This is a genomic window from Streptomyces sp. NPDC007917, from assembly GCF_042959105.1.
GTDB lineage: Bacteria > Actinomycetota > Actinomycetes > Streptomycetales > Streptomycetaceae > Streptomyces.
Genome location: NZ_JBIBKK010000014.1, coordinates 1 through 13,070 on the forward strand (window position 1 = coordinate 1; position 13,070 = coordinate 13,070).

Sequence of the window (13,070 nt, forward strand, 5' to 3'; positions counted from 1 at the left end):
AATGTCCTGTGGGCCATGATCCGCGACGGAGCGTGTTACCAAGCCACATCGCCTGTTACGGCAGCAGCTTGACATCAGCATTGGGAAGCTCCTTGTCTTCCACGGGACCGTCCACGGCCGGCGGGATGGCCGGCGGCGGTGGAGAGCACGGGTCTGTGCCGTCCCGGTGGCGGGGTCAGGACAGGCGGACCGTCGCCGAATGCGCCAGCGCGGTCAGGGCAGCGGCGGCGTGCGCCGGTACATCCAGCTCGTGGAGGGCGCCGAGCGCTTCCTCGACCCGTGCGCTGATCATGTCCTCGATGCGGTCGGGTGCCCTGAGCCGGCGCATCACCTCGCGGACCGTGTCCAGATCCTCCGCGTCCAGGTCGCGTCGGCCCAGTACCGCACGGAGCCCCTCCCGGTCGTCGTCGCGGGCGAGGCGCCAGGTCTCTGCCAGCAGGGCCGTGGGCCGGTGGCCGCGCACGTCGTCGGCGTCGGCCTTGCCGGTGCGTTCCGGATTTCCGAACAGACCGAGCAGGTCGTCCCGCAGCTGGAACGCCTCGCCCAGCGGCAGCCCGTACGCGCAGTAGCCCTCGCGCAGCCGCGCGCCGGCCCCGGCCAGGGCGCCGCCGATCAGCAGGGGCTGCTCGACGGTGTACTTGGCGGTCTTGTAGCGGATCACCTTCAGCGACGCTGTGGTGTCCGGACCGGCTCCGGTACGCAGGATCTCCAGGCACTCGCCCGCGATCAGCTCGCGGGCCATCACCGACCACAGGGGGCGGGCCCGGGCGAGGTACGCGGCGGGCAGACCGCTGGTGGCGAACAACTGCCCGGCCAGCGCCATCAGCAGGTCTCCCACCAGCATCGCCAGCGACCTGGCGGCGGCGTCGGCGCGCGGGCGACGCCGTACGGCACCGCGCAGGGCGACATGTGCAGTGGGGCGCCCGTGCCGCAGCGGGCTGTCGTCGATGAGGTCGTCGTGCACGACCGCGGCGGCGTGCACCAGCTCCATGGAGGCCGCCGCCCGCACCAGCGCGCCGCTGTCCGGCTGTCCCACCGCACGCCAGCCCCAGTAGCAGAATGCCGCCCGCAGCCGTTTGCCGTCCGCTACTGCCGCCTCCAGCTGCTCGGCCACCGGGCCCAGGAGCGGATCAATCGCCGCGAACTGGTCGGCCTCCTGGGCGACGAACCGGTGCAGTACCTCATCCACGCGGACCTTGAACGCGGCCGGCTCCCACCGGTCAGACGTCATCAGCGGTCTTCCGAGCCAGGGCGTGCCGGGCGAGGATCTCCAGGTGGGCCGGGGGTACGGCGGCGTACCGGTCAAGCACCAGGCGCCCACGCGCCATCAGGTCGTCCCCGGCCTCCGCCGCCAGCTCCGCGGCGTCCGAGCGGCGCAGCAGCCCCCGCACCGTCCCCAGGGCCGCACCCAGCGTGCTCACCGCCAGATCGGCCAGCCCGGCCGCCAGCAGCACCGCCTTGCCGTCCAGGCCCCCGCCCCGTCCCGCTTCCTGCGTCATGGCATCTCCCCACCCACTGCACGTTCAGGCGGCGCCGGTCCCACGCCGTCCTTCTGAGCGTCGAGGTCACATATCGCACGACCGTACGGATCCACAGCCGCTGCTGTCCCGCACCCGCACTCCATGCTGCTCAGACTTCGATGGCACGAAACTTGCTGCTCTCGGGGTGGCACCAGCCTCACCCTGCCGCTGGATCGGGCCGCGGAGGACTGCAAGGCGATGGGCGTGGTCCGCGTAGGGCATTGCGCGCGGGCTCGTCATGCGGCGGGCATTCCCGGCCGAGGGTTCACGGCACCCGTTGCCACAAGGGCGGGAGATGATTGACATGGCACTGGTTCTGGTGACGGGGGCGTCCAGTGGTCTCGGGCGCGATACGGCGAACGCGTTGGCCGAGGACGGGCATGACGTGGTCATCCACGTCCGTAACCCGGCCCGTCTTGGCGACGGGGATGACACCGCCCGATGGAAGGGTGTCGTCGCCGGTGATCTCGCCGAGCTGTTCCAGACTCACCTCATCCAGGCCCTGGAAGGCCATGCGGGTGTTCCGCTCGGCTGACCGTGCCCCCGCTGCACGCGGAAGCCTTCCGGCCCTACAGCCGGTTCGAGCTGGACATGAACCCCCACCTCGAATTGGCCGCCGCCGCGGCGACGGCCAGGATGCCCGGCCCCCGCCCCGCGCCCGGAGTGCCCACTGACCAGTCGGCGGGCGGCCGGACAGGCTCGGTCTGAACGACCGCCCGGCTCTCCTCCCTCCGGTACGACCACATCACCTTCCCCGGCCGCTGCTCCGGCACCCGGCCTCAGGCACCGGGCCTGCGGCAGTGGCGCGACCCATCCGCATCGCATTCGTGATCCGGCACATCAGGGGATCTGGGCCTCGATGTGGACGAGGTGGGCGGCGAGGATTTCTTCGAATGCGGCGCGGCGGTCCGCTCCGAGGGGGCGGATGTCGCGGGCGAAGTGGGCCAGGGCGGGGAAGCGTTCGGGGTCGGCGCCGAGCACCGCGACGCGGAACTGCTCCATGCCCTGTTCGTACTCCTTGGGGGTGATGGTGCTGATACCGGCTTCGGAGGCGATCAGCGCGGCGAGGAGGATCACGATGCGGTGGTATCGCACCGGGACCTCCTCGTCGGGCAGGCCGGACGCGCGCAGGGCCTGCAGCAGCTCCTCCATGACCAATCGGGATCCGGTGCCGCCGGAACCATAGCGTCCCCACACCGTGGCGAGTTGGGGTTGCTCGCCGAAGGCCTCGCGCAGGTGCAGGGCCAGGGCGGTGACACGCTGCTTCCAGTTGCCCTCGGGACGGTAGCTGTCCATGGCGGCCAGCAGGATCCGGTCGGCAACCGCGCGCAGCAGTTCGGTCTTGTTGCGGAAGTGCCGGTAGAGGCTGGAGGAGTCGGTTCCGAGCGCTGCGGCGAGTTTGCGCACGCTGAATGACTCGGCGTCGCTCGTGCGCAGCAGCTCCGCCGCCGTGTCCAGGATCTCCTCGGTCGACCATCGCCTTCGGCCAGTCATCTCGCCCCTCTCGTCCGGGCTCAGCCTAACCTATGCACTTGCTGATGCACGCACCGCGTGCATAATGAGGTCAACGCACTGGCCGGCCACATCGACACACTCGGCATCCGGCCGGGAGGGGAGAAGGCACATGAGTGAGACCACTACCGCGACACGGCCGCCGACGCCGGACTTCTCGGCGATCACGACCGAGGAACTGCGCGCCTACCGCGACGCGGAGAACCGCTTCCGGGCCTCCAGCACGGCACGGACGATCCTCGGAGAGCCGGACGCCGACGCCGCGATCGTCTGGCAGGAGATCGCGCTTCCCGGCCGCGAACTACCGGTCCGGGTCTACCGGCCGGCCCCGACGGGAGACGATGAAGCCGCAGCCCGAACCGAACTGCCACTCGTGGTTCATGTCCACGGAGGCGGCTTCGTGGGCACGGCGGTGCAGTGCGACTGGACCAACAGCCACCTCGCCGTGGGACTGCCGGCCCTCGTCGTCTCGGTCGAGCACCGCCTCCTCGCCCCCGGCAGCCCGCTCGCGAACGCCGCCGACGACGGCTGGGACGTGCTCCAACACGTGATGCGGCACGCAGCGCAGTGGGGCGTCGACCCGGCGCGCACGGCCGTCTTCGGTGAGAGCTGCGGCGCGCTCATCAGCGCGCTGACGGCCATCCGGGCCAGGGAGGCCGGCCTGGAGCTCAAGGCGCAGGTGCTGGTCAACCCCGCAGTCGACGTGACCGAGACGATGTTCGACTACCCCTCGATCGCCGAGTACGCAGACAGCCCGACCCTGGCCCTGCCGCAACTGCGGTTCTTCCAGCGGCTCGCCGTCCCGCCGGGAACCGACGCCAGCGCGGTCTCGCCGCTGTACGCGGACGACCTGAGCGGGCTCGCCCCGGCGCTCGTGGTGGTGCCCACCCAGGACGCGGTCGCCGATCACGGCCGCTGCTACGCCGAGCGACTGCAAGCGGCCGGGACCTCCGTGCGGCTCACCGAATACCCGGGAGCGCGACACGCGTTCCTCACCCTGCCCGGCGTGGAACCCCAGGCCGAGGCCGCCCAGGCGGAGATCCTCGCGTTCCTCCGCGCGGCCCTGGCAAAGTGACGGAGGAACGGTGCACCCCAACCTTGCACCCGACGGCCCAGCGCTCTCCCGACTCGGCCTCGGCTGCATGAGCATGACCGGCATCTACGGCCCCACCGACCCGCACGAAGCCGCGGCCACCCTGCTGGAGGCCCTCGATTCGGGCGTCACCCTGTTCGACACCGGCGACTTCTACGGCGACGGAGCAAACGAGGAACTCCTCGGCCGGACCCTCGCACCGCACCGCGACCGCGTCGTACTGGCCACCAAGACCGGAGTCCGCCGCACCGCCGAGGGCCTGGCGCCCGCCGGCTCACCCAACGAGCTGCGCCATGCCTGCGAAGCGTCGTTGCGACGGCTGCGCACCGATCACCTCGACCTGTACTACCTCGCCCGCATCGACCCCGCCGTCCCCGTCGAGGAGTCCGTCGGCGCCCTGGCCGACCTGGTCGCCCAGGGCAAGGTGTGCCACATCGGCCTGTCCGAAGTCTCGGCCGCCACCCTCCGCTGCGCCCACGCCATCCATCCGATCAGCGCCGTCCAGACCGAGTACTCGCTGTGGGAACGCCATGTCGAAATCGACATGGATACGACGTGATCCACGGGCTGCGTACGATCTTCCCGGTGCCGATCGCGCTCAGCGCCACCTGGTCCCCGCGGGCCATCGAGGCCGCCCAGACGGTCGCGGCGCGGGAGGCCCGCGCGGCCGGCATCCACTGGACCTTCGCACCGATGATCGACATCGCCCGTGACGCGCGCTGGGGTCGCATGATCGAGGGCTCCGGCGAGGACCCGGTGCTCACCGCGGCCGTCGCCGCGGCGCAGGTGCGGGGGTTCCAGGGCGACCTCGGTCCGGACCGTGTGATGGCCGGGCCCAAGCACCTCGTCGGATACGGCGCGGCACGCGGCGGCCGGGACTACGACGACGCGGACATCTCCGACTCCGAGCTGTGGAACGTCTACCTCGCGCCGTTCAAGGCGGCCATCGAGGCCGGGGCCGCCAATGTCATGAGCGCCTACATGGACCTCAACGGAGCCCCGGCCTCGGGCAACCGCCAACTGCTGACCGACGTGCTCCGCGACGCGCTGGGCTTCACGGGTTGGGTGGTCTTGGACGCCAACGCGGTGCGGTCGCTGGAGACCCAGCACTTCGCGCGGGACCAGAAGGACGCCGCAGCACGGGCGCTCCACGCCGGTGTGGACATGGAGATGGCCGCCTTTGACCCGGAGTACGACAACCTGCCGCATGCGCTCGCCGAGGGGAAAATCAGCACGGAGAAGCTGGACCAGGCGGCGCGTCGCGTGCTCACCGCCAAGTTCCGCCTGGGCCTGTTCGACAACCCGTTCGTCGACGAGGACGCCGCGCCGGCGATCCTCGCCCAAACCGCCCACCGGGACCAGGCGCGGTCGGCGGCGGAGCAGTCGATGGTGCTCCTCAAGAACGACGAGCGGACCCTGCCCCTGGAGGCTGGGAAACTGACGTCGGTCGCCGTCATCGGCCAGCTCGCCGACAGCAAGCGCGACACCCTGGGGCCGTGGGTCTTCGACCACGACACCCAGGAGACGGTGACGATCGTGGAGGGACTGCGGGGGCGCCTCGGCGACGGCGTCCGTGTCGAGCACGCCCCCGGCGCGGGCATCGTCGAGCGGGTCTTCCCGACTCCGTTCGACCAGATGGACACGACGGTCGAGTCGACCCCCGCGGACTGGACGACGACGCCGGGATCGGCCGGGCCGTCGCACGTGCCGCCGAAGCGGACGTGGCCGTCGTCGTGGTCGGCCAGCGGCAGAGCCAGATCGGCGAGAAGGCCTCCACCTCCACCCTCGACCTCCCTGGCCGACAGCTCGAACAGCTCAAGCGGATCACCGCCACCGGCACCCCGGTCGTGGTCGTCGTCATGACCGGCCGCCCGGTGGACCTCCGCTGGGCGGACGCCAACGTACCGGCGATCGTGCAGGCGTGGTACCCGGGGACGCGCGGCGGCGAGGCCGTCGCGGCCGTGCTGCTGGGCGACGTCTCCCCGGCCGGGCGCCTGCCGTTCACCTGGCCCCGGCACGTCGGACAGGTGCCCATGGTCGGTCCCGACCAGCTGCGCTACTGGTCCGCCGCCACCCGCGACTTCGTCGAGGACGCCACGACACTCGACATCTGGGTCGGGGGCAGTTCCACGGCTCGGCTCACCACCACCCTGGAGGTGACTGCATGACCGCGGAATCGCCCGGTGGGACGGCGCGGACGATCACCGCTGCCCCCACCGGCAGCGCTCCGCACATGACCAGCGCCTGCGCCACACCGGCTCCCATGCCCTGTACTTGATCGAACCGGCGGTGAAGCACGGCAGGCGTCGACAAACCGGCCGAAGTACGCCGCGTAGGTCGCCGGGTGGCGGTCGTCAAGGATCAACGATCTGCGCCTGTCGGCGTCGCCGTGGAGCCGTATGCCCATCGGGGCGAACGACTTCGCTTCGGAGTGGTACTAAAGGTGTTCGGTGATGGCGTCCGCCACGGCGCACATGCCGGCGATGTTGGGGTGGAAGGAGTCGATGACGCCGGAGCCGCGAAGATGCTCGCCAAGCCCGACCCCCCACGGTTCTGCTGACCCGACAGCATGCCCGTGGCTGATCTCCCCCACAGCGACGAGCTCCGCCCCAGTGCGACGGGCCGCGCGGGCGAACACCTCGGCGACCTGGTCGCCGAGCCGGCGGAACTCCTCCAACCTCTCTGCTTCGAAGGGTGCTTCACGGCTGGGGCAGGTGTCCGGACCGATGACCGTGAGATAGTCCACCAACAACACTCGTGCATCCTCGGCCCTGCGCCGTGCCTCCTCCACGACATGGGCGAGGTTCGCCGCCGCCTGGTCCATGTCATCCTTCGCCGGACGCAGTACACCGCGCCGTCGCAACACGGCGGTCATTGGCCGCGAAAACGAGCCGGACGCCAGGCGGGCTGACAGGCCCAGCCTCATCATGCTGCTGATGTAGCCGAGATCGTTGCCCCCCGCGGTGATCGTCACCAGGGCGGCATCCGCAGGCAGCCCGTGCAACTGGGGCGGGAACTTGCGGAACAGGACCCGTTGGGGGGTGTCGATGATCGTCTTTGTGGTGGCTCCGCTGACAGTGAGGTCCGTGAGCGTGGCACCGAGCCGTTCGGCAAGCAGATGCGGATAGTTCCGCGCCGATCGGCGTGCTCTCCGGTCCGCAACAGGCTCGATACCCGGCCCTGCGGCGAAAGAGCTGCCCAGCGCGGCGATGTGTCGAATACGCGTACCTGCCACGACATCTCTCCTAAGGTGTCTGCCTGATTCGAACGGTGGTCGGCTCGGGGCACCCTGCTGTTGCGGGACGTGACGTTCATGACGGTGGCGTGGGCACCGTCGGGGCTGCCAATCCCAGCGGGAGAAAGGTTCAAGCTCCGCGGACGAAGGTCGCGCAGTCCGGACAGTCGTCGAGGTATCGGTGCCGGCACTCAACGGTGTGCTGCAGAAAGGTGATTGCCTGCTGTCTATGGACGACTTCATTCTCGAGTGCCGCGATCTTCGCCCTCACCACGGCCTGTGCCGCCGACTTCGTCGGCGACATGGCGGCAGTGACCTCGGGCAGTGAGAGCCCAACGCGTCGCAGTTTCAGCACGGTACGTGCCTGTTCCAGCGCGCTCTCGTCATAGATGCGGTAGCCGTTGCCATCACGACGCACGGTGAGGGCACCAACTTGTTCCCAGTGCCGCAGCACGTGAGCCTCAACGCCGAGCTCTGCGGCTACTTCCCCGATCGTCTTCACCACACGCACCTTGCCTTCATGTCGACCTGAACCCATAGCGTCACGATCATGCCTGATACCACCAAGCCCACGAGCTCCCCGTACTGTCCATCGATCCTGGTCACCGGCGCGACTGGCAACCTCGGCCGAGAGATCGTTGACCGTCTCCAAGCACACGGCGCGCGCGTACGATGCCTTGTGCGCAATCAGGCTGGCCCGCGACCAGGAGTCGAGTGGGTGGTCGGCGACCTCACGGACCCCGGTGTCGTGCACGAGGCGCTCGTGGACATCGACGCTGTCTTTCTGATCTGGCCACTGCTCGATTCCGGCCCTGCCCACGGCCTGATCGCAGAACTCACCACGGCGGCGCCGCGTGTCGTCTACCTGTCCTCGACCGCCATAGACGACGAAGCCACTCGCCAGAGCGATCCAATCGTTCAAGTGCACGCGGACATGGAAGCCCTGCTTCACGAGGCCGGTCTGAGACCCGTGGTGCTGCGGAGCGACACGCTGGCCTCCAACGCGCGTGGATGGGTGAAACAGTTGCGGGCGGGCGATGTCGTCTCAGGCCCCAAGGCGGCGCGCACAGCCGTCGTCGACGAGCGCGATGTCGCTGATGCGGCCATAGCCGTATTGCTCGCGCACCACGATCAACTGGACCACGGCCCGCACGTGCTGACCGGCCCCGAGGTCCTCAGCCGTGCCGACCAGGTCGCTCACCTCGGTGCTGCCCTCCGGCGCGATCTGCGGTTCGAGGCGCTCCCTGCCCATCTCGCGCGATCACGGATGCTCGCAGACGGCCGTCCCGAGCCGCTGGTGGAGGCGCTGATCGCCGCCTCAAAGTGGCGACCAGAGTCATACCGCACCACCGATCATATTGAGCGACTCGCCGGCCGACCGGCCGGCACCTTCGCGAAGTGGGCCATCGACCACGCGGCCGAGTTCAACTGACCGGAACCGCGGCACGCCCCACCAGACTGACCCACGTGCTCGATGACCTGCATGGGGTCTTGGGGCGGCGATCGTCGTTCAATTTCCGGCAGGAAGGCTTCCATGGCGCACGCCAACGCTCCGCTGTCCATCGAAGGGCGCCGACGCCTGGTCGAGCGCTGCCAGACTCGGCCGATCGCATACGTCACCGCCGAAATGGGGATATCCCGTGCCTGTGCATCGAAGCGGGTCAACCGCTGGCGGCGTCACGGTGAGGCTGGCCTGCAAGATCGGCCGTCGACCCCGCGCCGGAATCCGAACGCGTCGCCCGCGTGGGTGATCGACAAGATCGAGATCTGGCGGCGCGAGCACAAATGGTCCGCACAACGGATCACCCACGAGTTGGCCGGCATCGGCTTCACCATCAACCGCCGCGCCGTCACCCGGCACCTGACCCGACTTGGCCTCGGCAAACGCAGGTTCATCGACTCCGGCGGCGAGAACAACCGCAAACCGGGGAAGATCACCGCTCGCTGGCCGGGCCATATGGTGCATCTGGGTGTGAAGAAGGTCGGTCGGATCCCGGATGGCGGAGGCTGGCGCATCCACGGCCGCGACAGCAACCAGGCGAAGGCCGCAGGCCGGGCGGAGTCGGCAGGCGCGAAGCATGGCTACGGGCGGGTTTCCAGTGGGACGGCAATCGCGCTGTCGCCGGGTTCCGCAGCCGCCATCCCGAGCTGCGGATCTACCAGACGGAGCAGGAGTGTGGTGACGGCCGTAACGACTGGAGGCACTGCCGGTACGCCTGGTCGCAGATGCGGCACTACATCCACAACGGGGCGAACGCCTACATGTACTGGAACCTCACACTCGACGAAAAGGCAGTGAGTACCTGGGGCTGGTCACAGAACTACTCGTCACGGTCGACACGGCCACGGGCACATACACCCTCAATCACGAGTACTACGTGATGCGCCATGTCTCGCAGTTCGTGCGGCCGGGCGCGCGCGTCTTCAACACCGCCAGCCTGAATGGACACGAGAACCTTCTCACGTTCGCCAACCCGGACGGAAGCGTCGTGGTCGTCGTCCACAACGACCTCGCCCAGGACGATGAGATCAATGTGATGATCGGCGACCGTCTGCTGCGGGCCAACCTCCCGGCCGACTCGTTCAGCACCTTTGTCGTCCCGCCTGCCGACTGATGGGACCCCACTGACTCCCGCACGACTGGACCCCGGCCGTGCCCGTTGCGCGGCCGGGTCGGTTGCGTACATCCGGCACCGATTCCGGGCCTGGGCTTGCGAACGTCGTCCGGGTGGAATCCGACTACGACTTCACGGGCCCCAACCGGACGTCCTGACCGCCCGGTCGCAGCCGTTCACAGGGGCCGGACCGCCTACGACCACGCCGCGCGCCCCTCGCTCGTCGGCCGCACCCTGCTCCGGGCCCGAGCGGGCGACGCCCGCCCTCTCGGCGTCGGGGAAGGCGGCGGTGACGCCCTGCACACGGGCGTCGGCTGATCGCCGACCCCGAAACGGATCGTCTGGTCGAACCAGCCTCAGGGGCGGGGCGCGTCCGGGACTGCCCGAATGTGCCCCGCCCTGGCTCTCAAGCGTGGTTCAAGCCGTCATACGTCGCTGAGCGCGATGGCGGCGGCGGGGCATACGGCGGCCGCGTCGCGGACGGCCGCGTGGTGGTCCTCGGTGGGCTCGGGGGTGAGGAGGACGACGATGCCGTCCTCGTCGCGCTGGTCGAAGACGTCCGGGGCGGCGAGGACGCAGCTGCCGGCGCCGCAGCACTTGTCCTGGTCCACGGTGATCTTCATGATGGCTCCATTCTTCGTGGCGGGCCCCCTGGCCGTGCCTTCGGTCGTGCCTTCGGTTGTGCCTTCGGTTGTGTTGTCGGTCGGTGCGGTGGTCTCGGCGGGGCGGGTCACCATCGCACGGGTACCTCGCGCAGGCCGCCGACGGAGAGTCCCTCGACTTTCTGCAAGTCCGCGACCGGTACGGCCAGGTCGAGGCTCGGCAGCCTGTCCAGGAGAACCTCGAGGGCGACTTGGAGTTCGGTGCGGGCCAGGGACTGGCCCAGGCAGGAATGGGCTCCGGCGCCGAAGGTGAGATGGGGGTTGGGGCTGCGGGTGAGGTCCATCTGGTCCGGGTCGGCGAAGGCCCGCTCGTCGCGGTTGGCGGAGGACAGGGCGCAGAAGACGGTGGTACCGCGGGGCAGTATCGTTCCGTCGATCTCGAAGTCCTCGGGCAGGTAGCGCCGGACGCCGAAGCCGCCCAGGTTGGTGTCCGAGCGCAGCACCTCTTCGACCGCGGTGCGCACCAGGGACGGATCGGCCAGCAGGGTCTCCCACCGGGTGCGGTCGGCGAGCAGCATGGTGATCATCTTGCCGATCATGTTCGCCGTGGTCTCGTGCCCGGCGACCAGCAGGGCCATGCCGGTGTCGCGGAGTTCCGGGTCCGTCAGCCCCTGGCCCTCCGCTCGGCTCTCCTCGATGAGGGTGCTGATCAGGTCTTCGCCGGGCTCGGCGCGCTCGGCCTGGACCAGTGCGGTCATATAGGCGGAGAAGTCCCTGTGGGCTGCTCGGGTCTCATCCAGCGAGTAGCGGCTGACGTTAAGAAACGCGTCGGACCAGTACGAGAAGCGGTCCCGGTCCTCGGCCGGGGCGCCGAGGAGATCGCAGATCACGTAGACCGGCAGCGGGAAGCCGAGCGCTGCCTTGAGGTCGGCGGGCGCACCGCTTTTGACCATGGCGTCGACGAGGGATTCGGCCATCTCCTTCATGCCGGGCCGCAGTGCCGTCATGCGCTTGGCGGTGAAGTACCTTCCCACGTGCCGCCGCCACTTCTGGTGGCCTTCGCCATTGGCCTGGATGGAAAGCTCCATGTCGCTGTTGGTCGACACGCCGCCGCGCCCCTCCGGAGCGATCCGCGCGCTGTTGTCTTCGGCGGTCGGGCGCGAGATGCGGGAGTCCGACAGGAGCGTCCTGATGTGGTCGTAGCGGGTCAGCAGGGTGCCGGTGTCTCCACTGGGGAGTCCGACATCGGCCACGGGACACTGTGCGCGCAGCGTTTCCCACTCCGGCGGCGGGTCCAGTGGTCCAGCAGTGGACAGTGGCAGGCGGACGGCGGGGTCGTTCTGGCTCATCTGGCCTCTTCGGATGGGGGGTGGGCGTGGATTGCGCAGCGGTTCAGCCAGTCCGCTACGTTTAAAGCAACGGATTTATTTAAAGTAGCTCCGGAGGTGTCCCGCTTCAAGGAGGGGTGGGACTCCGGCTGGATATGGCCGCCGCCCTCGTGATGTGTCATCAGGCCGTGACGGTGGCCGGGGTGGTGATGCTCGGCGCGATACCGACTGTGCGGTGCCGACGGGCAGGTGGTTGTCAGGTCACCGCGGGCCAGTGGCTGCCCGAGGCACTGGTGGATGCCGAAGCCGAAGGCCATATGGCGGCGGGCGTCGCGGTGGACATCGAGGGTGTCGGGCTCGGGGAAGGCATCGGCCTGCCAGTTGGCGGTGTTGCTGGGGATGACGATGCCCTCCCCGGCGCGGATCGTCTGGCCGCCGATCTCGATGTCCTCCAGGGCGATCCGGCGGTTGCCGAGGTGGATGATGGTCAGGTAGCGCAGCAGTTCGTCCACCGCGCTCGCGAGCACCTTCGGGTCATCGGTGTCGCGGACGATGGCCAGTTGGTCGGGGTGTTCCAGCAGTGCGACGGTGCTGAGCGCGATCATGTTGGCGGAGGTCTCGTGGCCGGCGCCGAGCAGCAGCAGGCCCATCGACGCGGCCTGCTGGTGGGTGGGGTCGCCGTCGTGGACGCGGGCGGCGAGCTCGGACAGCAGGTCGTCCCCCGGGTGGGCGAGTTTGTTGTCGATCTGGCCGGCGACGTACTCCAGCAGAGCGCGGTGGGCCGCGCTCGCCGACTCCCGGAAGGCGGGGTTCATGTACGGGAAGCCGGGCCGGGTGAGGTCGACGCTGCAGCGCTGGTCGGAGAGCAGTGCCCGCTGGACGTCGTAGCGCGTGACGACCCAGGGGGTGCTGCCGTCCCACAACCGGACGCGCATGAGCGGCTGTTCGGCCTGAAGTCGGCGCAGCTGCGGCGGCGGGGAGAGCGGACATCCGGCGGCTCGCTCCATCGGGAAGTCGGGGATCGACTCGGCCGAGGGGTCGGGCATGGTGTTGGTGGTCATGTCACTCCTGTGGTGGGGGAGGGGAGTGGTCGTGTCGCTGTCGGCGCCCCGGTGATCGCCACCCACGGGCGGGCTGCTGTCGGGGTGCTGTCGCGTGCGGGTCT

At 69.4% G+C, this 13,070-nt stretch carries 13 protein-coding genes and 2 pseudogenes; 7 read left to right on the forward strand and 8 right to left on the reverse strand.

Annotated features, from left to right (window positions below; all coding sequences use genetic code 11):
- Nucleotides 1–175: 175 nt before the first annotated feature.
- Both ACFZDL_RS26605 and ACFZDL_RS26610 read right to left on the reverse strand, forming a co-directional pair.
- Nucleotides 176–1,231, reverse strand: a complete 1,056-nt coding sequence (locus ACFZDL_RS26605) for a polyprenyl synthetase family protein (RefSeq protein WP_353593737.1) — start codon at nt 1,229–1,231, stop codon at nt 176–178.
- Nucleotides 1,221–1,499, reverse strand: coding sequence for a polyprenyl synthetase (locus ACFZDL_RS26610; RefSeq protein WP_353593738.1), 279 nt, complete (start codon nt 1,497–1,499; stop codon nt 1,221–1,223). Before ACFZDL_RS26610 ends, ACFZDL_RS26605 begins: the two co-directional genes overlap by 11 nt.
- A gap of 325 nt (nt 1,500–1,824) precedes the next feature.
- Here ACFZDL_RS26610 and ACFZDL_RS26615 point away from each other — a divergent pair, with 325 nt between their 5' ends.
- Nucleotides 1,825–2,055 (forward strand): SDR family NAD(P)-dependent oxidoreductase, encoded by a 231-nt coding sequence (locus tag ACFZDL_RS26615; protein WP_353593739.1) that lies wholly within the window; start codon nt 1,825–1,827, stop codon nt 2,053–2,055.
- A 305-nt stretch (nt 2,056–2,360) separates the two neighbouring features.
- Here ACFZDL_RS26615 and ACFZDL_RS26620 read toward each other — a convergent pair whose 3' ends face one another.
- Complete coding sequence (locus ACFZDL_RS26620; protein ID WP_353593740.1) at nt 2,361–3,014, reverse strand: helix-turn-helix domain-containing protein; 654 nt, start codon at nt 3,012–3,014, stop codon at nt 2,361–2,363.
- A gap of 130 nt (nt 3,015–3,144) precedes the next feature.
- Between ACFZDL_RS26620 and ACFZDL_RS26625 the strand changes: the two genes are divergently transcribed.
- The 3 genes and pseudogenes from ACFZDL_RS26625 to ACFZDL_RS26635 all read left to right on the forward strand — a co-directional run bounded on the left by ACFZDL_RS26625 (nt 3,145) and on the right by ACFZDL_RS26635 (nt 6,293).
- Nucleotides 3,145–4,107 (forward strand): alpha/beta hydrolase, encoded by a 963-nt coding sequence (locus ACFZDL_RS26625; protein WP_353593741.1) that lies wholly within the window; start codon nt 3,145–3,147, stop codon nt 4,105–4,107.
- 67 nt (nt 4,108–4,174) lie between these two features.
- Nucleotides 4,175–4,684: an aldo/keto reductase gene (locus ACFZDL_RS26630; RefSeq protein ID WP_391192559.1), complete on the forward strand. Its 510-nt coding sequence runs from the start codon at nt 4,175–4,177 to the stop codon at nt 4,682–4,684.
- A 26-nt stretch (nt 4,685–4,710) separates the two neighbouring features.
- Nucleotides 4,711–6,293, forward strand: a pseudogene (locus ACFZDL_RS26635) (glycoside hydrolase family 3 N-terminal domain-containing protein).
- 269 nt (nt 6,294–6,562) lie between these two features.
- Here ACFZDL_RS26635 and ACFZDL_RS26640 read toward each other — a convergent pair.
- Both ACFZDL_RS26640 and ACFZDL_RS26645 read right to left on the reverse strand, forming a co-directional pair.
- The gene (locus tag ACFZDL_RS26640; protein WP_353593743.1) at nt 6,563–7,360 is read right to left on the reverse strand and encodes an SGNH/GDSL hydrolase family protein; all 798 of its coding nucleotides are present in this window, start codon (nt 7,358–7,360) and stop codon (nt 6,563–6,565) included.
- 130 nt (nt 7,361–7,490) lie between these two features.
- On the reverse strand, nt 7,491–7,862 hold the full coding sequence (locus tag ACFZDL_RS26645; protein ID WP_353593744.1) for a MerR family transcriptional regulator: 372 nt from the start codon (nt 7,860–7,862) through the stop codon (nt 7,491–7,493).
- A gap of 48 nt (nt 7,863–7,910) precedes the next feature.
- Here ACFZDL_RS26645 and ACFZDL_RS26650 point away from each other — a divergent pair, with 48 nt between their 5' ends.
- From ACFZDL_RS26650 to ACFZDL_RS26660, 3 genes and pseudogenes are all read left to right on the forward strand, one after another.
- Complete coding sequence (locus ACFZDL_RS26650; RefSeq protein WP_353593745.1) at nt 7,911–8,792, forward strand: NAD(P)H-binding protein; 882 nt, start codon at nt 7,911–7,913, stop codon at nt 8,790–8,792.
- Between the two features lie 102 nt (nt 8,793–8,894).
- Nucleotides 8,895–9,446: pseudogene (locus ACFZDL_RS26655) on the forward strand (helix-turn-helix domain-containing protein); the annotation flags it as partial.
- 295 nt (nt 9,447–9,741) lie between these two features.
- Nucleotides 9,742–9,975: a glycoside hydrolase family 30 beta sandwich domain-containing protein gene (locus tag ACFZDL_RS26660; protein WP_353593746.1), complete on the forward strand. Its 234-nt coding sequence runs from the start codon at nt 9,742–9,744 to the stop codon at nt 9,973–9,975.
- A gap of 425 nt (nt 9,976–10,400) precedes the next feature.
- Here ACFZDL_RS26660 and ACFZDL_RS26665 read toward each other — a convergent pair whose 3' ends face one another.
- The 3 genes from ACFZDL_RS26665 to ACFZDL_RS26675 form a co-directional block, all read right to left on the reverse strand.
- Entirely contained in the window at nt 10,401–10,598 is a 198-nt protein-coding gene (locus ACFZDL_RS26665) for a ferredoxin (protein ID WP_353593747.1), read from the reverse strand.
- Nucleotides 10,599–10,705: 107 nt separating this feature from the next.
- The gene (locus ACFZDL_RS26670) at nt 10,706–11,926 is read right to left on the reverse strand and encodes a cytochrome P450 (protein ID WP_353593748.1); all 1,221 of its coding nucleotides are present in this window, start codon (nt 11,924–11,926) and stop codon (nt 10,706–10,708) included.
- Nucleotides 11,923–12,966, reverse strand: a complete 1,044-nt coding sequence (locus ACFZDL_RS26675; protein ID WP_353593749.1) for a cytochrome P450 — start codon at nt 12,964–12,966, stop codon at nt 11,923–11,925. The genes ACFZDL_RS26670 and ACFZDL_RS26675 overlap by 4 nt, the downstream gene beginning before the upstream one ends.
- Between the last annotated feature and the right edge of the window lie 104 nt (nt 12,967–13,070).

What these genes read in the sequence shown, in the direction of transcription:
- ACFZDL_RS26615 (WP_353593739.1), top strand. Translation starts at nt 1,825, where the DNA reads ATGGCACTGGTTCTGGTGACGGGGGCGTCCAGTGGTCTCGGGCGCGAT.
- ACFZDL_RS26620 (WP_353593740.1), bottom strand. Translation starts at nt 3,014, where the DNA reads ATGACTGGCCGAAGGCGATGGTCGACCGAGGAGATCCTGGACACGGCG.
- ACFZDL_RS26675 (WP_353593749.1), bottom strand. Translation starts at nt 12,966, where the DNA reads ATGACCACCAACACCATGCCCGACCCCTCGGCCGAGTCGATCCCCGAC.
- ACFZDL_RS26610 (WP_353593738.1), bottom strand. Translation starts at nt 1,499, where the DNA reads ATGACGCAGGAAGCGGGACGGGGCGGGGGCCTGGACGGCAAGGCGGTG.
- ACFZDL_RS26670 (WP_353593748.1), bottom strand. Translation starts at nt 11,926, where the DNA reads ATGAGCCAGAACGACCCCGCCGTCCGCCTGCCACTGTCCACTGCTGGA.
- ACFZDL_RS26625 (WP_353593741.1), top strand. Translation starts at nt 3,145, where the DNA reads ATGAGTGAGACCACTACCGCGACACGGCCGCCGACGCCGGACTTCTCG.
- ACFZDL_RS26605 (WP_353593737.1), bottom strand. Translation starts at nt 1,231, where the DNA reads ATGACGTCTGACCGGTGGGAGCCGGCCGCGTTCAAGGTCCGCGTGGAT.
- ACFZDL_RS26630 (WP_391192559.1), top strand. Translation starts at nt 4,175, where the DNA reads ATGAGCATGACCGGCATCTACGGCCCCACCGACCCGCACGAAGCCGCG.
- ACFZDL_RS26650 (WP_353593745.1), top strand. Translation starts at nt 7,911, where the DNA reads ATGCCTGATACCACCAAGCCCACGAGCTCCCCGTACTGTCCATCGATC.
- ACFZDL_RS26665 (WP_353593747.1), bottom strand. Translation starts at nt 10,598, where the DNA reads ATGAAGATCACCGTGGACCAGGACAAGTGCTGCGGCGCCGGCAGCTGC.
- ACFZDL_RS26660 (WP_353593746.1), top strand. Translation starts at nt 9,742, where the DNA reads ATGCGCCATGTCTCGCAGTTCGTGCGGCCGGGCGCGCGCGTCTTCAAC.